20 protein-coding genes and 1 riboswitch are annotated in these 20896 nt (G+C 50.0%); of the genes, 9 read left to right on the top strand and 11 right to left on the bottom strand.

Annotated elements, in window-relative coordinates:
• The first annotated feature begins 3 nt into the window (after window positions 1–3).
• Together folB and bacA are read left to right on the top strand one after the other, a co-directional pair.
• Complete coding sequence (gene folB / locus C7B16_RS09845) at window positions 4–372, top strand: bifunctional dihydroneopterin aldolase/7,8-dihydroneopterin epimerase (RefSeq protein WP_010378860.1); 369 nt, start codon at window positions 4–6, stop codon at window positions 370–372.
• A 90-nt stretch (window positions 373–462) separates the two neighbouring features.
• Window positions 463–1284 (top strand): undecaprenyl-diphosphate phosphatase, encoded by an 822-nt coding sequence (gene bacA, locus C7B16_RS09840; protein WP_105263505.1) that lies wholly within the window; start codon window positions 463–465, stop codon window positions 1282–1284.
• Between the two features lie 181 nt (window positions 1285–1465).
• Here the strand turns inward: bacA and cca are convergent, their stop codons facing one another.
• Both cca and C7B16_RS09830 read right to left on the bottom strand, forming a co-directional pair.
• Complete coding sequence (gene cca, locus C7B16_RS09835; protein WP_107179612.1) at window positions 1466–2704, bottom strand: fused tRNA nucleotidyltransferase/2',3'-cyclic phosphodiesterase/2' nucleotidase/phosphatase Cca; 1239 nt, start codon at window positions 2702–2704, stop codon at window positions 1466–1468.
• A gap of 63 nt (window positions 2705–2767) precedes the next feature.
• Complete coding sequence (locus tag C7B16_RS09830; RefSeq protein WP_001125318.1) at window positions 2768–3388, bottom strand: TIGR04211 family SH3 domain-containing protein; 621 nt, start codon at window positions 3386–3388, stop codon at window positions 2768–2770.
• Window positions 3389–3629: 241 nt separating this feature from the next.
• Between C7B16_RS09830 and ygiF the strand changes: the two genes are divergently transcribed.
• Genes ygiF through hldE form a run of 3 tightly spaced genes read left to right on the top strand, consistent with a single transcriptional unit; the run spans window position 3630 to window position 9275 of the window.
• Window positions 3630–4931, top strand: coding sequence for an inorganic triphosphatase (gene ygiF / locus C7B16_RS09820; protein WP_107179611.1), 1302 nt, complete (start codon window positions 3630–3632; stop codon window positions 4929–4931).
• A 22-nt stretch (window positions 4932–4953) separates the two neighbouring features.
• Window positions 4954–7794 carry a bifunctional [glutamate--ammonia ligase]-adenylyl-L-tyrosine phosphorylase/[glutamate--ammonia-ligase] adenylyltransferase gene (glnE, locus tag C7B16_RS09815; RefSeq protein ID WP_010378851.1) on the top strand — a complete coding sequence of 947 codons (2841 nt, stop codon included), beginning with the start codon at window positions 4954–4956 and terminating at the stop codon, window positions 7792–7794.
• Window positions 7795–7841: 47 nt separating this feature from the next.
• Window positions 7842–9275 carry a bifunctional D-glycero-beta-D-manno-heptose-7-phosphate kinase/D-glycero-beta-D-manno-heptose 1-phosphate adenylyltransferase HldE gene (hldE, locus tag C7B16_RS09810; RefSeq protein WP_001517119.1) on the top strand — a complete coding sequence of 478 codons (1434 nt, stop codon included), beginning with the start codon at window positions 7842–7844 and terminating at the stop codon, window positions 9273–9275.
• A gap of 118 nt (window positions 9276–9393) precedes the next feature.
• Here hldE and ibsE read toward each other — a convergent pair whose 3' ends face one another.
• From ibsE to C7B16_RS09795, 3 genes are all read right to left on the bottom strand, one after another.
• On the bottom strand, window positions 9394–9453 hold the full coding sequence (ibsE, locus tag C7B16_RS09805) for a type I toxin-antitoxin system Ibs family toxin (protein WP_001387082.1): 60 nt from the start codon (window positions 9451–9453) through the stop codon (window positions 9394–9396).
• A gap of 238 nt (window positions 9454–9691) precedes the next feature.
• Window positions 9692–11353 carry a flotillin family protein gene (locus tag C7B16_RS09800; RefSeq protein WP_000341014.1) on the bottom strand — a complete coding sequence of 554 codons (1662 nt, stop codon included), beginning with the start codon at window positions 11351–11353 and terminating at the stop codon, window positions 9692–9694.
• Between the two features lie 26 nt (window positions 11354–11379).
• A complete protein-coding gene (locus C7B16_RS09795) occupies window positions 11380–12009 on the bottom strand; it encodes an OB-fold-containig protein (RefSeq protein ID WP_001517116.1) in 630 nt (209 codons plus the stop codon).
• A gap of 268 nt (window positions 12010–12277) precedes the next feature.
• On the opposite strand from C7B16_RS09795, the gene glgS reads away from it, so the two are divergent.
• A complete protein-coding gene (gene glgS / locus C7B16_RS09790; RefSeq protein WP_001517115.1) occupies window positions 12278–12478 on the top strand; it encodes a cell surface composition regulator GlgS in 201 nt (66 codons plus the stop codon).
• Between the two features lie 33 nt (window positions 12479–12511).
• On the opposite strand, the gene ubiK is transcribed toward glgS, so the two are convergent.
• Window positions 12512–12811, bottom strand: a complete 300-nt coding sequence (ubiK, locus tag C7B16_RS09785) for a ubiquinone biosynthesis accessory factor UbiK (protein WP_001517114.1) — start codon at window positions 12809–12811, stop codon at window positions 12512–12514.
• Window positions 12812–12933: 122 nt separating this feature from the next.
• Window positions 12934–13082, top strand: a riboswitch (FMN riboswitch).
• A 103-nt stretch (window positions 13083–13185) separates the two neighbouring features.
• Here ubiK and ribB point away from each other — a divergent pair.
• Both ribB and yqiD read left to right on the top strand, forming a co-directional pair.
• Window positions 13186–13839, top strand: a complete 654-nt coding sequence (gene ribB / locus C7B16_RS09780) for a 3,4-dihydroxy-2-butanone-4-phosphate synthase (protein WP_001076995.1) — start codon at window positions 13186–13188, stop codon at window positions 13837–13839.
• A 262-nt stretch (window positions 13840–14101) separates the two neighbouring features.
• On the top strand, window positions 14102–14272 hold the full coding sequence (gene yqiD, locus C7B16_RS25615) for a protein YqiD (RefSeq protein WP_000469265.1): 171 nt from the start codon (window positions 14102–14104) through the stop codon (window positions 14270–14272).
• A gap of 57 nt (window positions 14273–14329) precedes the next feature.
• Here the strand turns inward: yqiD and zupT are convergent, their stop codons facing one another.
• Window positions 14330–15103, bottom strand: a complete 774-nt coding sequence (gene zupT / locus C7B16_RS09770; protein WP_000115865.1) for a zinc transporter ZupT — start codon at window positions 15101–15103, stop codon at window positions 14330–14332.
• Between the two features lie 142 nt (window positions 15104–15245).
• Between zupT and ygiD the strand changes: the two genes are divergently transcribed.
• Complete coding sequence (ygiD, locus tag C7B16_RS09765; protein ID WP_024193608.1) at window positions 15246–16034, top strand: 4,5-DOPA dioxygenase extradiol; 789 nt, start codon at window positions 15246–15248, stop codon at window positions 16032–16034.
• Window positions 16035–16082: 48 nt separating this feature from the next.
• On the opposite strand, the gene dsbI is transcribed toward ygiD, so the two are convergent.
• The 4 genes from dsbI to C7B16_RS09745 all read right to left on the bottom strand — a co-directional run bounded on the left by dsbI (window position 16083) and on the right by C7B16_RS09745 (window position 20895).
• Window positions 16083–16754 carry a protein-disulfide oxidoreductase DsbI gene (gene dsbI, locus C7B16_RS09760; RefSeq protein WP_105281573.1) on the bottom strand — a complete coding sequence of 224 codons (672 nt, stop codon included), beginning with the start codon at window positions 16752–16754 and terminating at the stop codon, window positions 16083–16085.
• 14 nt (window positions 16755–16768) lie between these two features.
• Window positions 16769–17437 carry a thiol:disulfide interchange protein DsbA/DsbL gene (locus C7B16_RS09755; RefSeq protein WP_000040026.1) on the bottom strand — a complete coding sequence of 223 codons (669 nt, stop codon included), beginning with the start codon at window positions 17435–17437 and terminating at the stop codon, window positions 16769–16771.
• Between the two features lie 17 nt (window positions 17438–17454).
• Complete coding sequence (locus tag C7B16_RS09750; protein ID WP_000459873.1) at window positions 17455–19251, bottom strand: aryl-sulfate sulfotransferase; 1797 nt, start codon at window positions 19249–19251, stop codon at window positions 17455–17457.
• A 483-nt stretch (window positions 19252–19734) separates the two neighbouring features.
• Window positions 19735–20895: a glutathionylspermidine synthase family protein gene (locus C7B16_RS09745; protein ID WP_000442874.1), complete on the bottom strand. Its 1161-nt coding sequence runs from the start codon at window positions 20893–20895 to the stop codon at window positions 19735–19737.
• Window position 20896: the final 1 nt, after the last annotated feature.

Below are 20896 nucleotides of genomic sequence, written 5' to 3'. Positions count from 1 at the left end.
GTGATGGATATTGTATTTATAGAGCAACTTTCGGTAATCACCACTATTGGTGTTTACGACTGGGAACAGACCATCGAGCAGAAGCTGGTGTTCGATATCGAAATGGCGTGGGATAACCGTAAAGCGGCGAAAAGCGATGATGTGGCGGACTGCCTCAGCTACGCTGACATCGCAGAAACGGTGGTTAGCCACGTCGAGGGGGCGCGTTTTGCGTTAGTGGAACGCGTGGCGGAAGAAGTGGCGGAATTGCTACTGACTCGCTTTAACTCTCCGTGGGTGCGCATCAAACTCAGCAAGCCAGGTGCAGTGGCGCGCGCTGTTAATGTTGGCGTAATCATTGAGCGTGGCAATAATCTGAAAGAGAATAATTAATTTTATAGCTGTTAAACCAAATGGTTATAAGCGGGTCATACTGCAGTAGTTTGGACAAGCGGTATATTTTTATAATTTAGGGGTTTATTGATGAGCGATATGCACTCGCTGCTGATAGCGGCAATATTGGGTGTGGTCGAAGGATTGACAGAATTTCTGCCGGTATCCAGCACGGGCCACATGATTATTGTCGGTCATTTGTTGGGATTTGAGGGCGATACGGCGAAAACCTTTGAAGTCGTTATCCAGTTAGGATCGATTCTGGCTGTGGTTGTCATGTTCTGGCGGCGTTTGTTTGGCCTGATTGGCATTCATTTTGGCCGTCCATTGCAGCGCGAAGGAGAAAGCAAAGGCCGGTTAACGCTGATCCACATTTTACTGGGGATGCTCCCGGCAGTTGTCCTGGGGCTGTTATTCCACGATACGATTAAGTCATTGTTTAACCCGATAAATGTCATGTACGCGCTGGTCGTTGGCGGTCTATTGTTGATTGCCGCGGAATGCCTGAAGCCGAAAGAGCCGCGCGCGCCGGGTCTGGATGATATGACATATCGTCAGGCGTTTATGATTGGCTGTTTCCAGTGTCTGGCGCTGTGGCCGGGTTTCTCCCGCTCCGGAGCGACTATTTCTGGTGGGATGCTGATGGGCGTGAGTCGTTACGCCGCTTCTGAGTTCTCGTTCCTGCTGGCGGTGCCGATGATGATGGGCGCAACGGCGCTCGATCTCTATAAAAGTTGGGGGTTCCTGACAACCGGTGATATCCCGATGTTTGCCGTTGGGTTTTTCACCGCCTTTGTGGTGGCGCTGATTGCGATTAAAACCTTCCTGCAATTAATTAAGCGGATTTCGTTTATCCCGTTCGCCATTTATCGCTTTATTGTGGCGGCTGCGGTGTACGTTGTGTTCTTTTGATGTGAAGAACAGTGTCGGATGCCTGGAATTGTCCACGATTGCGTAGGCCGGATAAGTCGTTCACGCCGCATCCGGCAATCAACGCCTGATGCGACGCTTGCGCGTCTTATCAGGCCTACAACCGTCGTTGACATGTAGCCGGATAAGGCGTTTATGCCGCATCCGGCAAAATGCCCAAAACTTATTCAGGCTTTGGGCAACGTTGTTCCTTCCAGGTAGCCACCGCCGCAATTCGGCGTCGTGTCAGCTCCTCGCGGATCTCCACGCCTTTAAATCCCGCGTCAACAACCGCCTTTGTTGGTACTGACTGCGCTACTTCCCACGCTTCACGTAACCAGCGTCCTTGTGGGTAATCTGCCGCTTCAAAACCGGTTCGACCGCGCACGTCTGCCTCGCTGGTCAGCGCCAGTTGCTCGACACGCTGCGGTTTACGCCAGGCATCGATGGAATCAAACAATTTGACGATGGTTTTCGGATTCAGCATTGGGAAGGTGTGGATGAGATCGTGAAACTCCGCGACCAGTTTGGCTAAATCGCGGATTTCATTAGGGACGCGCAGGCGCTGGCACAATTGTTCTACTAATTTCACGCCTGCCGGACCATGACCATGATGACGTGGCCACAGCTCCGGCGGCGTTAGCCCTTTACCGAGATCGTGGCATAACGTTGCGAAACGGACATCGACCTGCGGACTTAGCATCGCCGCCATTGAGAGTGTCATTAAGGTGTGAATACCAGTATCGATTTCCGGGTGCCATTTCGCCGGAGCGGGGACATCAAACAACGCGTCGATCTCCGGGAATAAAACGCGTAATGCGCCGCAATCGCGTAGTACCTGAAAGAACACCTGTGGATTGCGGGTTGTGAGGGCGCTTTCAGTTTCTTTCCACACGCGTTCGGGCGTCAGGTGTTCCAGTTCACCCGCGTGGGTCATCTCGCGCATCAACGTCATTGTTTCATCGGCAATACGAAAACCGAGATGAGCATAACGTGCGGCAAAACGCGCTACGCGTAGCACGCGTAGCGGATCCTCGCCAAAAGCGGGGGAAACATGGCGCAGAAGACGGCTTTGCAGATCGCCCAGACCGTTGTACGGATCGATAATATCGCCGTCATCATCCTGGGCCAGCGCATTGATAGTCAGATCGCGACGCTGAAGATCATCTTCCAGCGTGACATCAGGCGCGGCATAACAGGTAAAACCTGTGTATCCCGAACCGGATTTCCGCTCGGTACGCGCCAGCGCATACTCTTCATGCGTTTGCGGATGCAGAAAAACAGGAAAATCGCGGCCTACCTGCTGGTAGCCCGCGTCAAGCATCTGTTGTGGCGTGCTGCCGACAACCACCCAATCTCTGTCTTTGACCGGTAGCCCTAATAACGCATCCCGAACCGCACCACCGACCAGATAAATCTTCACGCCATTTTCCCTTCGTCAAATACACAATTCCTAATAATAAGATAGTGTGACGAAGAAGGCGATTTAGTTCATCCAGCGATCTTTACGTTTGCGCGTTGGGATCAGGTGCGGCAATACCAGACCGAGCAGCAAGCCAAGCCCCAGCACGCCGCCACCATACATAAACCACTGCATGATGATGGTGCGCTGTTTGTCATCCAGTTGCACGCTGGCGGCATCAACTTTTTTCTGGGCGACAATCAGTTCGTTTTTCAGCTTCTGATTTTCTTCTTTTAACCCGTTGATCACGCTGTCGCTCTGCGCCACTTTCTGCTGCATTTCTGCCGTGCGCTGATTCCAGGTGTTATCGATATTAGTGAGCTTATTGGTCAGGGTTTTGACCTGATTTTCCAGATCTGGCACACGGGAGCGTAGACTTGGCTCTGTGCTAAGTTGTTTCAACGGGATCCAGGCGGTACGACCAGAGCTGTCTTTCACCTGGGCGTAACTGGTGTTGGCGTCAGTTTGTAATAATGTCACTTCCTCACCGGCGTTAACCGTGCCCACGAGGCGATAATTATCTCCCGGGCCACTGCGGACCCAGGTATTCAGTTCGTCAGAAACATAGCGCTTTTCTTCCGCGTGAGAGACGGCAGTGGCGCTAAGCGCGAGTAAAGTTAGTGCGATCAGGCGTAATTTTGGCATCAGGCTGTCGTTATTGTCATGGAAAGTGGAACGATAGTAGTGGCATCAGTGTCGCTACGCAAAGCATTCGGCATCAATCGGAATCCTCTGTGTCAGCTCTTGCCACTGTTTCAAACTTTTACGCCCGTCAAAATGCTCGTTGCATGGCAATTTGGCGCAAAATACTATCTACTGACAAAAAAGATCGCATTTAGTTCGCCGTTCATCGTCACTTATGTGACATAACCGATAAGTAAAGGCCATGGCTCAGGAAATCGAATTAAAGTTTATTGTTAATCACAGTGCCGTTGAGGCGTTGCGTGACCATCTCAATACGCTGGGCGGTGAGCATCATGACCCCGTGCAGTTGCTCAACGTCTACTACGAAACGCCGGATAACTGGCTGCGTGGGCACGATATGGGCCTGCGTATTCGTGGCGAAAATGGTCGCTATGAGATGACCATGAAAGTTGCCGGGCGGGTAACGGGCGGGTTACACCAGCGACCGGAATATAACGTTGCGTTGAGTGAGGCGAACCTCGATCTGGCACAGTTTCCAGTAGAAGTCTGGCCAAACAATGAATTACCTGCCGATCTTGCTTCCCGCGTACAGCCGCTGTTCAGCACTGATTTTTATCGCGAAAAATGGTTGGTAGATGTTGATGGCAGCCAGATTGAGATTGCCCTCGATTTGGGGGAAGTGAAAGCCGGTGAATTTGCTGAACCCATCTGCGAACTGGAGCTGGAATTACTTAGCGGTGAAACGCGCGCGGTGCTGAAACTGGCGAGCCAACTGGTATCGCAAACCGGATTGCGTCAGGGCAGCCTGAGCAAAGCCGCACGTGGTTATCACCTGGCACAGGGCAATCCTGCGCGTGAAATTAAACCCACCTCTATTCTGCATATTGCGGCAAAAGCGGATGTCGAGCAGGGGCTGGAAGCGGCGCTGGAGCTGGCATTAGCGCAATGGCAGTATCATGAGGAGCTGTGGGTACGCGGCAACGATGCGGCGAAAGAGCAAGTGTTGGCAGCCATCGGCCTGGTTCGTCATACGCTGATGCTGTTCGGTGGCATTGTCCCACGTAAAGCGAGCACTCACTTACGTGATCTGCTGACCGAATGTGAAGCGACAATTGTTTCTGCGGTTTCTGCCGTAACGGCTGTCTACTCTACCGAAACGGCAATGGCGAAACTGGCGTTGACCGAATGGCTGGTAAGCAAAGCCTGGCAGCCGTTTTTAGATAGCAAAGCGCAGAGCAAAATGAGTGATTCCTTTAAACGCTTTGCTGATATCCATCTCTCCCGCCACGCCGCTGAGCTGAAAAGTGTTTTTTGCCAGCCGTTGGGCGATCGCTATCGTGATCAGTTGCCACGTCTTACGCGTGATATTGACTCCGTATTGCTGCTGGCAGGTTATTACGATCCTCTCGTCGCGCAAGCCTGGCTGGAGAACTGGCAGGGGCTGCGTCACGCTATTGCGACCGGGCAACGCATTGAAATTGAACATTTCCGTAATGAGGCAAACAATCAGGAACCGTTCTGGTTGCACAGCGGAAAACGTTAATCAGGCAAGGATAAAATCGCGTATGAAGCCGCTCTCTTCACCGTTACAGCAGTACTGGCAGACCGTTGTTGAGCGGCTGCCAGCGCCTTTAGCCGAGGAATCACTTAGCTCACAGGCGAAGTCAGTACTTACCTTCAGTGATTTTGTGCAGGACAGTGTGATTGCGCATCCAGAGTGGTTGGTGGAACTGGAAAGCGAACCACCGCAGGCCGACGAATGGCAGCATTACGCTGCATGGTTACAGAAGGCGCTCAGTGATGTAAACGATGAAGCCAGCTTAATGCGCGAACTGCGGCTGTTCCGTCGGCGCATTATGGTGCGTATTGCCTGGGCGCAAACACTGGCGCTGGTTGCGGAAGAGAACATTTTGCAGCAACTCAGCCATTTGGCGGAGACGCTGATTGTCGCGGCGCGTGACTGGCTGTATGACGCCTGCTGCCGCGAATGGGGAACGCCGTGTAATGCGCAGGGCGAAGCGCAACCGCTGCTGATTTTAGGCATGGGTAAGCTGGGTGGTGGAGAACTGAATTTCTCCTCGGATATCGATCTGATTTTTGCCTGGCCGGAACATGGTTGCACGCAGGGAGGACGTCGCGAACTGGATAATGCTCAGTTCTTTACCCGCATGGGCCAGCGGCTGATTAAAGTGCTGGATCAACCGACGCAAGATGGCTTTGTCTATCGCGTGGATATGCGGCTGCGCCCGTTTGGTGAAAGTGGCCCGCTGGTGCTGAGTTTCGCGGCGCTGGAAGATTATTACCAGGAACAGGGGCGTGACTGGGAGCGTTACGCGATGGTCAAGGCGCGGATTATGGGCGATAGCGATGGCGTTTATGCTAACGAATTGCGTTCGATGCTGCGTCCGTTTGTTTTCCGCCGTTACATCGATTTCAGCGTGATCCAGTCGCTACGCAACATGAAAGGGATGATTGCCCGTGAAGTCCGCCGTCGTGGCCTTACTGACAACATCAAACTTGGTGCCGGTGGCATTCGTGAAATTGAATTTATCGTCCAGGTGTTTCAGCTCATTCGCGGTGGACGCGAACCGTCGCTGCAATCACGCTCTTTACTGCCAACACTCAGCGCCATTGCCGCGCTGCATCTGCTTTCTGAAAACGATGCCGAACAATTGCGAGTGGCATATCTGTTTCTGCGTCGTCTGGAAAACTTGCTGCAAAGCATTAATGATGAACAAACCCAGACGCTTCCAGCCGATGAGCTTAACCGTGCGCGGCTGGCGTGGGCGATGGATTTCGCTGACTGGTTGCAACTGACCGGAGCGCTGATCGGACATATGACCAATGTGCGCCGGGTATTTAACGAACTGATTGGCGATGACGAAAGCGAAACTCAGGAAGAGTCGCTATCGGAGCAGTGGCGTGAGTTGTGGCAGGATGCGTTGCAGGAAGATGACACCACGCCGGTGCTGGCGCATCTTAGCGAGGATGATCGCAAACAAGTGCTGGCGCTGATTGCCGATTTCCGTAAAGAGTTAGACAAACGTACCATCGGGCCGCGCGGACGTCAGGTACTCGACCATCTGATGCCGCATCTGCTGAGTGACGTTTGTGGGCGTGAAGATGCCGCCGTCACGCTGTCGCGTATTACCGCCTTGTTGGTGGGGATTGTCACTCGTACCACTTATCTTGAGTTGCTCAGTGAATTTCCGGCGGCGCTTAAACATTTGATTTCGCTGTGCGCTGCATCTCCGATGATTGCCAGCCAACTGGCGCGTTATCCATTATTGCTGGATGAACTGCTCGATCCGAACACGCTCTACCAGCCGACGGCGACTGATGCATATCGTGATGAACTGCGCCAGTATTTGCTGCGCGTGCCAGAAGATGATGAAGAACAGCAGCTTGAGGCGTTGCGTCAATTTAAACAGGCACAGTTGTTACGTATTGCTGCCGCGGATATTGCCGGAACGCTGCCAGTGATGAAAGTGAGCGATCACTTAACCTGGCTGGCGGAGGCGATGATCGATGCTGTGGTACAGCAAGCATGGGGACAAATGGTTGCCCGCTATGGTAAACCGAATCACCTGAGTGAACGCGAAGGCCGCGGTTTTGCGGTGGTCGGCTACGGTAAGCTGGGGGGCTGGGAGTTAGGCTACAGTTCTGATCTTGATCTGATCTTCCTGCACGATTGCCCGATGGATGTAATGACCGACGGCGATCGGGAAATCGACGGACGGCAGTTTTATCTGCGTCTGGCGCAACGCATTATGCACCTGTTCAGCACACGTACTTCTTCCGGCATTTTGTATGAAGTGGATGCGCGGCTGCGCCCGTCCGGAGCGGCGGGAATGCTGGTTACCTCCACAGAAGCGTTTGCCGATTATCAGAAAAACGAGGCCTGGACGTGGGAGCATCAGGCGTTGGTGCGTGCGCGTGTGGTGTATGGCGATCCACAACTGACAGCGCAATTCGACGCGGTGCGTCGGGAAATTATGACACTGCCGCGTGAAGGTAAAAACCTACAAACGGAAGTGCGGGAAATGCGCGAGAAAATGCGCGCTCATCTCGGCAATAAACATCGCGATCGCTTTGATATCAAAGCCGATGAGGGCGGAATTACCGATATCGAATTTATTACCCAATATCTGGTGTTGCGCTACGCTCATGAAAAACCAAAGTTAACGCGCTGGTCAGACAACGTGCGCATTCTGGAACTGCTGGCGCAAAACGACATTATGGAAGAGCGGGAAGCGATGGCGCTAACCCGTGCTTACACTACGCTTCGCGATGAACTTCACCACCTGGCGTTACAGGAGTTGCCGGGCCATGTGCCGGATGAGTGCTTCACCGCAGAGCGTGAACTGGTGCGGGCAAGCTGGCAGAAGTGGCTGGTGGAGGAATGAAGTGTGATATTATCGCGCGCAAATTTTGAATCTCTCAGGAGACAGGAATGAAAGTAACGCTGCCAGAGTTTGAACGTGCTGGAGTGATGGTGGTTGGTGATGTGATGCTGGATCGTTACTGGTACGGCCCCACCAGTCGTATTTCGCCGGAAGCGCCGGTGCCTGTGGTTAAGGTCAATACCATTGAAGAACGTCCGGGCGGCGCAGCCAACGTGGCGATGAACATCGCTTCTCTCGGTGCTAACGCGCGTCTGGTTGGGCTGACAGGTATTGATGATGCGGCGCGCGCGCTCAGTAAATCACTGGCGGACGTGAACGTAAAATGCGACTTCGTTTCTGTGCCGACGCATCCAACCATTACCAAACTGCGGGTGCTTTCCCGTAACCAACAGCTTATTCGCCTGGACTTTGAAGAAGGTTTCGAAGGCGTCGATCCGCAGCCACTGCACGAGCGGATTAATCAGGCGCTGGGTTCGATTGGCGCGCTGGTGCTTTCTGACTACGCCAAAGGCGCGCTGGCAAGCGTACAGCATATGATCCAACTAGCGCGTAAAGCGGGCGTTCCGGTGCTGATTGATCCAAAAGGTACTGATTTTGAACGTTACCGTGGCGCTACGCTGCTGACGCCGAATCTCTCTGAGTTTGAAGCTGTTGTTGGTAAATGTAAGACCGAAGAAGAGATTGTTGAACGCGGCATGAAACTGATTGCCGATTATGAACTCTCTGCGCTGCTGGTAACCCGTTCTGAACAAGGGATGACACTGCTGCAACCGGGGAAAGCGCCGCTGCATATGCCAACTCAGGCGCAGGAAGTTTATGACGTAACTGGCGCAGGCGATACGGTGATTGGCGTGCTGGCGGCAACGCTGGCTGCGGGTAATTCACTGGAAGAAGCTTGCTTCTTTGCGAATGCGGCAGCAGGCGTTGTTGTCGGTAAATTGGGGACGTCCACGGTTTCACCGATCGAGCTGGAAAACGCAGTACGTGGACGTGCGGACACCGGCTTTGGCGTGATGACTGAAGAAGAACTGAAGCTGGCTGTAGCCGCGGCGCGTAAACGCGGTGAAAAAGTGGTGATGACCAACGGCGTCTTCGATATTTTGCATGCCGGGCACGTCTCCTATCTGGCAAATGCCCGTAAACTGGGCGATCGCTTGATTGTCGCCGTGAACAGCGATGCCTCCACTAAACGGCTGAAAGGGGATTCTCGTCCGGTTAATCCGCTCGAACAGCGCATGATTGTACTGGGCGCACTGGAAGCGGTCGACTGGGTGGTATCATTTGAAGAAGATACGCCGCAGCGCCTGATCGCCGGGATCCTGCCGGATCTGCTGGTGAAAGGCGGCGACTATAAACCGGAAGAGATCGCCGGGAGTAAAGAAGTCTGGGCCAACGGCGGTGAAGTGCTGGTGCTCAATTTCGAAGATGGTTGCTCGACAACCAACATCATCAAGAAGATCCAACAGGATAAAAAAGGCTAACTGGAAAGCGGTTCGCAGATCTCGCTTCGTGCCAGGTAGAGCTATTGGCGCTGTTGTTTTTTCAACCTAAGGTAAAGGAACAAGGGTAAGGGAGGATTTCTCTCCCTCTGATGAGTTGTTAGTAAGTCGGGAAACTTAACAGTAACAACACAACCAGTATGATGACGAACTTCATCATAACCCTTTCCTTCTATAAGGCCCCTTCCTTGGGAGGGGCTTTTCCGTTTCAACCCCTTACTGACTCTCCGAGTGTTGATGAGTGACAGACCCCGCACAATGCTTTCTCTGATGCAGTTTGGTCTTCCCCGAGCGGTCACGCAAAACGCTGCAACAGTCTGATCATTTGCACTTTTTGCTGGAACGTAGATATAAAAAATCCCCGGCTTTTTGAGCCAGGGATGTGAATATAAGAAGATTTATTCTACTTTATCTGCGACGGGAATCGATGAAGCCAATGGTGAAGTCAGTGCCGCCAGCGAACCGCCTGAAACACCGATTTCATTAAGTAGAGAGTCAATAAGCGGTGCCTGTGTACGGTAAGAAAGAGCGGCTGATAATGCCTGCTCCGCCAGGTTTCCTCCGCCAACGCTGCCTGATGTCGCATCACCCGCAGCGCCGCCACGATTTAAGCCATCGACCTGAATAATCTTGATACCGTCAATAGACTTCATCGGCTCAACGGATTTCTCGATTACAGCAGGCAGAGACTGCAATAGTGCCAGCTTGAATTTAAGGCTGGTTTGTTCGTCAGAAAGTACGTTGATGGCGTCGTTCAACGCTCGTTGCGCTTCTGCTTCTGCCAGGCCTTTTTTACGCGTAGCTTCGGCTAACTCAACAATGGCTGCCGCCTGCATTTCTGCAGCTTCTTTCTCTGCTTTCGCCCGCACGGTCAGTTCAACTGCTTTGGTTTCCGCATCCTGTGCTGCTGCAATCAGCGCTACCTGCTTGGCACGGTCAGCTTCGGCGGTCTGACGTGTCGTTTCTACGTTTTGCTGGGCGCTTACTGCTTCTGCTAAAGCCAGGTTGGCACGGGCTTCTGCCTGCGATTGTTGTTCCGATTTGGCCGCAATGGCGATCGATTTCGTTTGGTTGGCGATTTCGGTGACTTGTTGCTGTTCGATTTCTTTAATGCGAACTTCACGTTCAGCCTCAACTTTTCTGGAGCGGACGGCCTGCTCGCGGTCGATTTCGGTTTCCTGAATCTGACGTTCAGCAAGAATACGCGTTTGCTCTGCTTCACGCCGACGTTCAGCTTCAAAAGCAGCAATTTTTGCGTTCTGCTCGGCAGTGCGGGTTTTCACCTGCTGCTCCTGCTCAAGGGTCATAAACGCTTCTTGCTGTTCAATTTCCAGCTTCCGCGACAGCGCATCACGGTTTTTTTCACGAACCGCAACTTCTACATCTTGTTCAACCTCGTTACGTTCGCGGCGGCGACGTTCTGTTTCCTGGGTCAGCTTGGTCAAACCCTCAGCGTCAAAGGCATTATTCGGGTTGAAATGTTCTTTGGAGGTCTGGTTAAAGTTGGTGAGTGACACGCTTTCCAGTTCCAGGCCGTTTTTCGATAAGTCTTCTGCAACGGTATTTTGCACTCCCTGAACGAAGTTTTCGCGCGTATCTTGCAACTCATGCATCGTCATTTGTGCCGCTGTCGCACGTAGGGCATCGACGAATTTATCTTCGACCAGCATACGTAAATCTTCAGGCGACAGAGTGCGTTGCCCCAGCGTCTGAGCTGCGGTGGCAATTCCTTCAACTGAAGGTTTTACGCGCACAAAGAAAGCGACAACCACATCGACGCGCATACGGTCTTTCGTGATCAGACTATCAATTGTCGAGCGACTGACTTCCAGTTTCAATGTATTCATATTGATGGGGATTATTTCATGGAAGATAGGCATAACAATTGCGCCGCCGCTCATGACTACTTTTTGCCCGCCTAATCCGGTACGGACAAATGCCTGCTCGGCGGATGCCCGACGATAAAGCCGCGCGAAAATAATACCGATAATAAATAGAATGCATACGGCAACAATCGCGGTAAACATCCATGACGGAACTAAGTTGACAATATCATCCATTATTAAATTTCCTTTTAATTAAATAATTACAATATGTTTGGCCAGGGATTTTTTTCAGCCAAATACCGCGTTGTAGAAAGTCGACAAATAATTAATACTTTATCGCCTTTATTGAAGAATATCCCTTTTTCGGGTTCCAGTAATAAATAGTGTATTTGACCAAATTGATCAGTGAGTTTTCCTTCACAGGGTTTTCCGGAAGAGGCCTGATGACCAGTAATTAATGCCATGCAGCCAATATATTCTTCTTCTGTAATGGCAGTACTATGGTCGCGAGGGATCCAGGGCGCAATCACCTTGCCGGTATAATGCACCATGATAATTGTGAGCAGTAAACTAACTGGAACTACGAACAGGTTTGGGAGTGGTGTTTGCCAGAGCATGACACAGACATGCTGAAGAAGAATGCCAATGAGGCCAAAAAAGCCTGCCAACAGACAGAGGACGACGAGGGCTGGCAGTTTTCCAATATTGAGATAATGAAGTGCCTGGCTAATATTACCTGTGGTTATGGAATCGTAATGATCAAGATGTGCATCAAGAGCGCCGGAGAGCATATGGCCACAGATAATGGCAATAATTTCCAACAAACCGATCAATAGTACAAAGGAAATAGCAAAAAGATAAGGTGCGTTATAGTCGGTAAATAAAATCATTTGTCACTCCATCGTCCATTCAGTGACGCATTGTTTACAATGGTATTGTTTCCTTTCTTACATTTGCCTTTGCTAATAATAACATGTGTTGGTGATGTTTTAAAAGGGGAAGTCCATTAATGTTATTTTTTATTTTTCGATAAAAAGTGTGATCCGAAACAATATATTTACGCACGTTATGTTTAAAGGCACTACACTGATTAAGGAATACTGAAATCAGAAAAAGCATATAGCCTTAAAAGGTATGCGATAACCGGAGGATGTGCTTATGGATCATAGTCTTAATTCTTTAAATAATTTCGATTTCCTGGCGCGTAGTTTTGCCAGAATGCATACTGAAGGCCGCCCGGTCGATATTCTGGCCGTCACCGGTAATATGGATGAAGAACATCGAACCTGGTTTTGCGCCCGCTATGCATGGTATTGCCAGCAGATGACACAGCCAAGAGAACTGGAATTAGAACATTGATATTACGGGCCATTTGGCCCGTTTTTGTTTATTTTATTCAGGCTTATCAACTGGTGGGATAGCTGGTGGAGATTGAGTTTCTGCTGTCGGGGTGCAGCGTGTTTCCAGTTCACTGATGCGCTGTTCCAGCAATGCCAGTTTCTCACGAGTCCGTAACAAGACCTGCGTCTGAACGTCGAATTCTTCACGGCTTACCAGATCGAGACGCGTCAACTGCGCTTGTAGGGTTTGGCGGATTTTCTTCTCCACATCTTCCCCGAACTCCCTGATTCCTTTAGGCATCGATTCGTGAACCTGGCGAGCGATTTGCTCAATTTTTTTCGGGTCAATCATTGTAGTTTCCCTGAACTGATAGGTATTGAGTAACATTGTAGTGCGATAAGAGACAGGCATAAACCAGAATTATGTGAACCTGCAGCGTTGCTGCCGCTAGCCATTAGCGTTATAGTGATCTCGCTTATTCTCAGGGCGGGGCGAAATTCCCCACCGGCGGTAAATCAACATAGTTGAAAGCCCGCGAGCGCTTTGGGTGCAAACTCAAAGGACAGCAGATCCGGTGTAATTCCGGGGCCGACGGTTAAAGTCCGGATGGGAGAGAGTAACGATTCTGTCGGGCATGGACCCGCTCACGTTATTTTGGCTGTATGCCGCCACTCCTAAGACTGCCCTGATTCTGGTAACCATAATTTTAGTGAGGTTTTTTTACCATGAATCAGACGCTACTTTCCTCTTTTGGTACGCCTTTCGAACGTGTTGAAAATGCACTGGCTGCGCTGCGTGAAGGACGCGGTGTAATGGTGCTTGATGACGAAGACCGTGAAAACGAAGGCGATATGATCTTCCCGGCAGAAACCATGACCGTTGAGCAGATGGCGCTGACCATCCGCCACGGTAGCGGTATTGTGTGCCTGTGCATTACCGAGGATCGCCGTAAACAACTTGATCTGCCAATGATGGTAGAAAATAACACCAGTGCCTATGGCACCGGTTTTACCGTAACCATTGAAGCTGCTGAAGGTGTGACTACCGGTGTTTCTGCTGCTGATCGTATTACGACCGTTCGTGCCGCCATTGCCGATGATGCGAAACCCTCTGACCTCAATCGTCCGGGTCACGTATTTCCATTGCGTGCACAGGCGGGGGGGGTACTGACTCGCGGTGGTCATACTGAAGCGACTATCGATCTGGTGACGCTGGCAGGCTTTAAACCAGCAGGTGTGCTGTGTGAATTGACTAATGATGATGGCACTATGGCGCGTGCGCCAGAATGCATTGAATTTGCCAATAAACACAATATGGCGCTGGTCACCATTGAAGATTTGGTGGCGTATCGGCAGGCGCATGAGCGTAAAGCTAGCTGAAAACGGCTGCTTAAACTGGCGCGATAATCAAAGAAACCGAAGCGGTAGCAGGCTTCGGTTTTATTTTGTCTTCACCTGACGGAATGTAAATATCCCCTCTTTTTCTATGAAAAAATTTCACTGATATCAGCCAACCTTTTTCATTATGATCAAAATCATATATTTGTTCCGTTATTATGCGACCATATGAATATATCCGAAAAGGGTATGTGAAATTTATGCGCCAAATGTTTAGTATTGTTAAATATTAAGGGTAAAAAGGATGTTTATCGCCTGGTACTGGATTGTATTGATTGCGCTGGTTGTAGTGGGTTATTTCCTGCATTTGAAACGTTATTGTCGGGCTTTTCGCCAGGATAGAGACGCACTGCTGGAAGCGCGAAACAAATACTTAAACAGTACGAGAGAAGAGACGGCCGAAAAGCTAGAATAGGGCTTTATGGGAGCCAGCAGATGTTGTCCATGTATAGGACAACATCTGAAATTGTTTTTAGCCAATTCCTGCCGTTTGTAGCAGCACTAAACTGAATCCCATCACTGACATTCCGCATAGCACGCCATAGCTCGGGTTATTATTGGGGTCTATCTCTTTCGCTAACGGCATTAATTCGTCAACAGAGAGCGCCACCATAATCCCAGCCACCGCCGCCATAATTGCCGCCATAACGACGGGTGAAATCATGCTGCCGAGGATCAACCACGCCAGAATGCCGCCGAGTATTTCCGCCAGCCCAGAAATTCCCGCCCACAGAATCGCTGTTCGTTTTGACCCCGTAGCTGCATAAACAGGACCCGCAACTGCCAGACCTTCAGGAATATTGTGTAATGCAACGGCCAGCGCGATGCCAAAGCCCAGTTCCAGATTGCTGCTTGCCGTTACAAAGGTAGCGATACCTTCCGGGAAGTTATGCAGACTGATGCCAAGAGTGAGCAGAATGGCAGTACGCTTGATCGATTTTGGTAACGGTTGCACCGATTTTTGCATTAAATCCTGCGGATGCGCATGCGGTAACATACGGTCCAGACCAAAATAGCCCAGCAGACCAAAGATAAACATCCCATAGCCCAGAACAGGGGACATCCCTTCAGCGGCTAATGCGGCAGGTAGCATCTCCATCAATGAGATAAGCAACATGATCCCCGCTGCAAATCCTAGCGAAAACGCCAGTAGCCGGTTCGAGGGTTTTTGCCCGAGAACGCCGAGAAACGCGCCAATAAACGTGGCTGCCCCCGCCAGTATGGTCAGAATGAGAGGTACTGACATCGACTACTCCTTATAAATCTTCACCTTCAGGCGGATCTTCAAAATAACTGATGATGATCATCATTGTTATCCGGGTTCTTACTCCGCCGAACAAGCGTATTGTGAGGATATCAAAATGACACCTTTAGTTAAGGATATCATCATGTCTTCAACACGTATGCCAGCATTGTTTTTAGGTCACGGTAGCCCGATGAACGTGCTGGAAGATAATCTATATACCCGTAGCTGGCACAAGTTGGGGATGACGTTACCGCGCCCGAAAGCGATTGTTGTGGTTTCGGCTCACTGGTTTACCCGGGGAACAGGAGTTACTGCGATGGAAGCGCCGCCCACTATTCATGACTTTGGTGGCTTTCCGCAGGCGCTTTACGACACTCATTACCCGGCTCCAGGATCGCCAGCATTGGCGCAACGTCTGGTTGAATTGTTAGCGCCAGCCCCTGTCACGTTGGATCAAGAAGCCTGGGGTTTTGATCACGGTTCGTGGGGCGTGCTGATTAAGATGTATCCGCAAGCTGATATTCCGATGGTGCAGTTGAGTATCGATAGTACTAAACCCATCGCCTGGCATTTCGAAATGGGGCGTAAACTGGCGGCGCTGCGCGATGAAGGAATAATGTTAGTCGCCAGCGGCAACGTGGTGCATAACCTTCGCACAGTAAAATGGCATGGTGACAGCTCACCGTATCCGTGGGCGATGTCGTTCAATGAGTATGTGAAAGCGAATTTGACGTGGCAAGGGCCGGTGGAACAGCATCCTCTGGTGAACTACCTGGACCATGAGGGCGGGGCGTTATCGAACCCAACACCGGAACACTATCTACCGCTTTTGTATATTTTAGGCGCATGGGATGGGCAAGAGGCAATTACCATTCCAGTCGATGGCATAGAAATGGGGAGTTTAAGTATGCTATCGGTGCAGGTAGGTTAATAGATGAAGAAAACCGAAGCCAAATTGTTGGCTTCGGTTTGCATTACCTTACTTTCTCAGCAGTTTAAGTCCCCACGCACCGCTCATCACCAGTAGCAGCAACAAACAGAGACCAAAAGCCAACATACAGGCCTGTGCCATGTTCATAAAGTGCCACGGTGGTAGCAGATACCAACCTTCAGATTGCTGATACATCTCCACAAACCACTGCTGCATACTGCTCAGTGTGACGCCATCAGGAACGATTGGCGCATCATAGCCGCAATCCCCGGTAGGCTTGAACCAGTTTGGAGCCCATTGTGCCAGCGGCAGATTAAAGGGAAAAGTGGGATCGGTCGAGCAACCCTGTACGCCAAACAGTGAATCGGGGTCCGGGTTATGCACTGCATGATGGATATCGTTCAGTTTGAGCGAAAACTTCAGTCCCATAACGCTGCCGTAAAAGGCCATCACACAGCCAATCAACTTAAGGACGATATTCTTCGGATTAATCGCCGCAACCAATCCACCAATAACCATCACAAACATGGCGTAGCGAATGTAAACACACTGCTCACAGGGTGCCATGTAGAGATAGATCTGGAAGAAAGAGTGCGCCAGGATAATCAGCGCGCCCATCGCAACAGCCATTAACAACCATAAAAAGCGTTGTTCCTGCCATCTTACCAGCGTGTTCACCGGTGAAGTGCTAAGGTCTTTCCACATTCCCTTAATACCCATAGCCTGTTTCCCTGTTATTTGCTTGCTAACTCACGGATAAGGTCTGCCATAGCGTCGATAGATTTAATGCTCTTGGTATAGATCAAGTATTTACCATTGACGACATAGGCCGGAACGCCCTGAATTTTGGCTACGTCATAGGCCGCTTTCCATTTTTCCAGTGTTTCCTGTACCGCAGGCTCTTTCAGTGCGGCGTCAAAATCCGCCTGGCTCATACCTGCGGCATCCAGACCGGTTTTGATAAAAGCAGCCGGATCTTTACCGTCAGACCAGCGTTCTTTTTTGTCGTGATAAGCCGCGTAGTAAGCAAACTTGGCTTTCTTAAACTGCGAGTTAGCATCAAATAAAGAAATGCCGGCCGCTTTATCTTTATTAATCAATACTGCAAAGACTTCGCTTGCCTGCTTACCGTATTCACCTTTGGTTTCCAGATGGAATGGGGTAAAAGCGACGACATCCTTCACTTTCTCCGATACCGGGCCGGTAACTGCTTTGTCATATTTGTAGCAGAACGGGCAGGCATAGCTGAAAACCTTGATCAGCGTTTTGTCGGCGTTCGGAATGGGTTTTTCCAGAACCATATAATCCGTGCCTTCGGTGAAGGCGGAAGCAGTAAATGAAACCGCCAGAGTAGCGGTAAGTAGCACGCTTTTAAGCAGTGATGAGATCCCTAATTTCGACATTTTTATTCCCTTCTTAATTATTTAAACATCTGTTTTGGATGGACTAACAGCGCGCGATAGTGAGTCTGGTTGGGTTTATCAGACAGCACGTCGATTTCCACTTTCACTTCTTTGGTTTTGTAGTCGATTTCGTTCAACTTACCGACGGTAGGCTGACCGACGTCGAACAGATGAATGGAACCGCCGAAGCCGAACATGGTGTTACGGTCGGCCTGATATTCGATGATGGAGGTGATTGGGCTATAGAAATCGTAACCGCGTTCTTTACCGTATTCCCAAACTTGCTGAACAGTACCTTTCTTCTCATCAATCTTATATTCCACGAAGCGTGAATATTTCATGGTCGGTAAGGCGGGCTGTTCCAGATGGCGACCGTCGCCATTATCAAAGATAGTGAGCGTACCTTTGCTGGAGATCCATGCGGTATGTTGGGTGTAGGTGAAGTCGAAATCCGAGTTTTCACATAAGCCATTTTCGTTACAGGCGATAGGTTTACCATTGGCATCCACAGGTTTCAGCAGTTTGCTGGCCAGCGGTTTTTCCCAGCCTTTGGATGGTGCAAGGATCCATTTCACTTGCTTATCACGACCAATCTTCACTACGCCCTGATGACGAGAGGAGAGAATAATTGAGTCATCTTTGGCGTCATATGCGATGGAGTTAACGTGCGCCCAGTTACGGCCTGGTCCTACACCCAGAGCGTCACCGAACGGTGTATCCGGTTCCAGTTTTGCCTGCTGACCCGCGTGGGCCAGATCAACGTTAACGCAAACTGCGCCGGCATCCAGTGCGCCAAGCAGAGCATCACGTTTCGGATCGAGGATCTTTGTCAGATCCCATACATCGACAACGCGACCCGATTTATCGACTTCAAGAATGTGATCACGAATGGTCGTGACGTGTATGCCATCATCGCGACGGTAGTTGCTCTTGCCTACGCGCAGCAGTACCGTGCCGTTAGGCGTCTCAATGGATTCATGGGTAGCGTCAGCGAATCCACGCGGCAGTTTGTGATCTTCCAGCACCTGGCCCATCATGTCGAACTCATACCAGTGCTGGCCTTGTACTGCGGTAAAGGTGCCACGCGGTGTTTCGCGGATACCCATCAGATAACCACGTTTGTTGATGTTGCGGTCACGGCCATCATAGAAGGTGTCTTGATCCAGCCACCAGCGATATTCACCTTCGGTATCGACAATGAAGGTAAAGGGGGCGATATCAAAAGGCAGTGCACCGGTTGCCGGGCCTGCATCGAGGATACCGGCATTTTTATCTTTTTCGCCGTGCCAGTGGAGATCGGAACCTTGTGCGGTAAAGGTATGGGTATTAACCAGATAGAGGCGGTCTTCAAAACCGGGGGCGACTTTAACAACTTTGGTCTGCTGTAGATCGGAGATGGAGCGGTTATCCATGTAATTGTTGACGATGGCTGAAGTCTGCACCACGTAGTCATCTTTCATGGCTTTGCCGTTTTCTTTCCATTCAACGGTCACTTTGTTTGCAAATTTCTGATAAAGACCAAAAATCGGTACGCCATCATAAGTTTTTAGTGACTCCTGACCCACGGGATAGCTGATTTCAACGCCTTTTTCGCCCTTACCGTGGACGGTAACTTTGACGTCTGAAATGACGTGACTGTCTAAATTAACCACAGCGGTCAGAGGTGCATTACCGTAGGGATCAACGATGACAGCACCGAGTTGCCCGGCTGGTGGCGCTGGTTTAAAACCTGCAGCCATCACGCCAGTTGCAGATAAACCCAGAGCTAATGCCACAGTTCCGGCTACCAGTGTTTTTCTGTATTTATCAAACATGGATATATCTCCTTATATAACGCAAATATATAATAATGATGAATATCGACTGTTGAGATAGGACTAATAAATTCATTTTATGAATGAAGATGCAGGTTAAATAAATAGTGAGAATGTTTTTGTTGTTTTTTAATATATTGTCATTCTCTGAAATGAATATTTATCTTTAATGGATAGTAGGGTGGCGATATATCAATAACAATATTCAATATTGTGTAGTGTGATCTCTGCGGCATTGTTTTTTTATTATTAAATCAAATTTTAATGTAATAAAAACAAAATATTTAAGGAATATCAGTGGCTTGTATTGTGATTTCTTTACTTGTTTTAATTACAAAACCGTCTGTATATGACGATTTAACATTAGATTGATTATTAATGTTAAATAAAATGTAGAGATGTATGTGGTTATATATTGATTGGAGTTATGAATTGCGGATTAATAATGAATTGCCCCGGTTATCGGGGCAATTTTAAGCAGTATTATTCAACAAAAATATGGGGGTAGAAGCGAGACATATCCTGGGTGATCAATGCACGGTCTTCACGAATGCCAATTCCGGCAGGTTGATCGTTCACCAGCCAGCTTCCAATCAGCATATAGCTGTCGCCAAATTTCGGCAGCGGATGGAATTGCTGAACAATCATTCCTTCTTCGCCATACGGGCCTTCCGCCGCTTCAATGGTTTTACCGTTCTCAATGATCGACACGTTTGCACCTTCACGTGAGAAGATCGGCTTAACCACATATTTTTCCATTTGCGGATGATCATCTTCCGCAAAATAAGCGGGCAACAGGTTCGGGTGATTCGGGAACATCTCCCACAGCAGTGGCAGAAGCGCCTTGTTGGAGATAATGCTCTTCCACGCCGGTTCCAGCCAGCGTACGCCAGCATCTTCCAGCTTGGTAGAGAACATTTCGCGCAGCATAAATTCCCACGGATATAGTTTGAACAGGTTAGCGATGACCTGATCCTGTAAATCCGTGAACTGACCTTTTTCACCTAAACCGATATCGTCGATATACAGAAACTCGGTAGCGATTTCAGCTTCGGTCGCGCAGTCCTGCAAATACTGAATAGTGCCGCGATCTTCCACCGTGTCGCGACAGCAGGTGAGATGCAGCAACTGAAAGCCATACTGTTCACGTAGCTCGGCAAAGCGATCAATCAGCTTTTCTTGCAGGCTATTAAACTGATCGCTGCCTTCCGGCAGGTTGCCAGCGTTAAGCTGATCTTCCAGCCAGAGCCACTGAAAGAACGCTGCTTCATACAGTGATGTTGGCGTATCAGCGTTATTTTCCAGTAACTTAGGTTCGCCTGTACCGTCCCACGCCAGATCAAGACGTGAATAAAGCGACGGCTGGTGGGTCAGCCATGACTGACGTACAAAGCTCCAGGTATGCTTTGGAATGCGGAATTTGGTCATCAGCTCATCGCTGGCGATCACTTTTTCCACCACTTTCAGGCACATCTGGTGCAGTTCGGCGGTAACTTCTTCCAGTTTTTCAACCTGGGCGAGGGTCAACTTGTAGTAGGCATCTTCACACCAGTACGGCTCGCCGTACATGGTGTGAAAATTGAAACCGTATTCGTGGGCTTTTTCGCGCCAGTCCGGGCGCTCGGTAATACTGACTCTTTCCATC

Source organism: Escherichia sp. 20412-1 (assembly GCF_003027595.1).
GTDB lineage: Bacteria > Pseudomonadota > Gammaproteobacteria > Enterobacterales > Enterobacteriaceae > Escherichia > Escherichia marmotae.
This window is presented reverse-complemented; position numbering and strand designations above follow the sequence as displayed.

What these genes read in the sequence shown, in the direction of transcription:
- folB (WP_010378860.1), top strand. Translation starts at nt 4, where the DNA reads ATGGATATTGTATTTATAGAGCAACTTTCGGTAATCACCACTATTGGT.
- bacA (WP_105263505.1), top strand. Translation starts at nt 463, where the DNA reads ATGAGCGATATGCACTCGCTGCTGATAGCGGCAATATTGGGTGTGGTC.
- C7B16_RS09830 (WP_001125318.1), bottom strand. Translation starts at nt 3,388, where the DNA reads ATGCCAAAATTACGCCTGATCGCACTAACTTTACTCGCGCTTAGCGCC.
- ygiF (WP_107179611.1), top strand. Translation starts at nt 3,630, where the DNA reads ATGGCTCAGGAAATCGAATTAAAGTTTATTGTTAATCACAGTGCCGTT.
- glnE (WP_010378851.1), top strand. Translation starts at nt 4,954, where the DNA reads ATGAAGCCGCTCTCTTCACCGTTACAGCAGTACTGGCAGACCGTTGTT.
- hldE (WP_001517119.1), top strand. Translation starts at nt 7,842, where the DNA reads ATGAAAGTAACGCTGCCAGAGTTTGAACGTGCTGGAGTGATGGTGGTT.
- C7B16_RS09800 (WP_000341014.1), bottom strand. Translation starts at nt 11,353, where the DNA reads ATGGATGATATTGTCAACTTAGTTCCGTCATGGATGTTTACCGCGATT.
- C7B16_RS09795 (WP_001517116.1), bottom strand. Translation starts at nt 12,009, where the DNA reads ATGATTTTATTTACCGACTATAACGCACCTTATCTTTTTGCTATTTCC.
- glgS (WP_001517115.1), top strand. Translation starts at nt 12,278, where the DNA reads ATGGATCATAGTCTTAATTCTTTAAATAATTTCGATTTCCTGGCGCGT.
- ubiK (WP_001517114.1), bottom strand. Translation starts at nt 12,811, where the DNA reads ATGATTGACCCGAAAAAAATTGAGCAAATCGCTCGCCAGGTTCACGAA.
- ribB (WP_001076995.1), top strand. Translation starts at nt 13,186, where the DNA reads ATGAATCAGACGCTACTTTCCTCTTTTGGTACGCCTTTCGAACGTGTT.
- yqiD (WP_000469265.1), top strand. Translation starts at nt 14,102, where the DNA reads ATGTTTATCGCCTGGTACTGGATTGTATTGATTGCGCTGGTTGTAGTG.
- zupT (WP_000115865.1), bottom strand. Translation starts at nt 15,103, where the DNA reads ATGTCAGTACCTCTCATTCTGACCATACTGGCGGGGGCAGCCACGTTT.
- ygiD (WP_024193608.1), top strand. Translation starts at nt 15,246, where the DNA reads ATGTCTTCAACACGTATGCCAGCATTGTTTTTAGGTCACGGTAGCCCG.
- dsbI (WP_105281573.1), bottom strand. Translation starts at nt 16,754, where the DNA reads ATGGGTATTAAGGGAATGTGGAAAGACCTTAGCACTTCACCGGTGAAC.
- C7B16_RS09755 (WP_000040026.1), bottom strand. Translation starts at nt 17,437, where the DNA reads ATGTCGAAATTAGGGATCTCATCACTGCTTAAAAGCGTGCTACTTACC.
- C7B16_RS09750 (WP_000459873.1), bottom strand. Translation starts at nt 19,251, where the DNA reads ATGTTTGATAAATACAGAAAAACACTGGTAGCCGGAACTGTGGCATTA.
- C7B16_RS09745 (WP_000442874.1), bottom strand. Translation starts at nt 20,895, where the DNA reads ATGGAAAGAGTCAGTATTACCGAGCGCCCGGACTGGCGCGAAAAAGCC.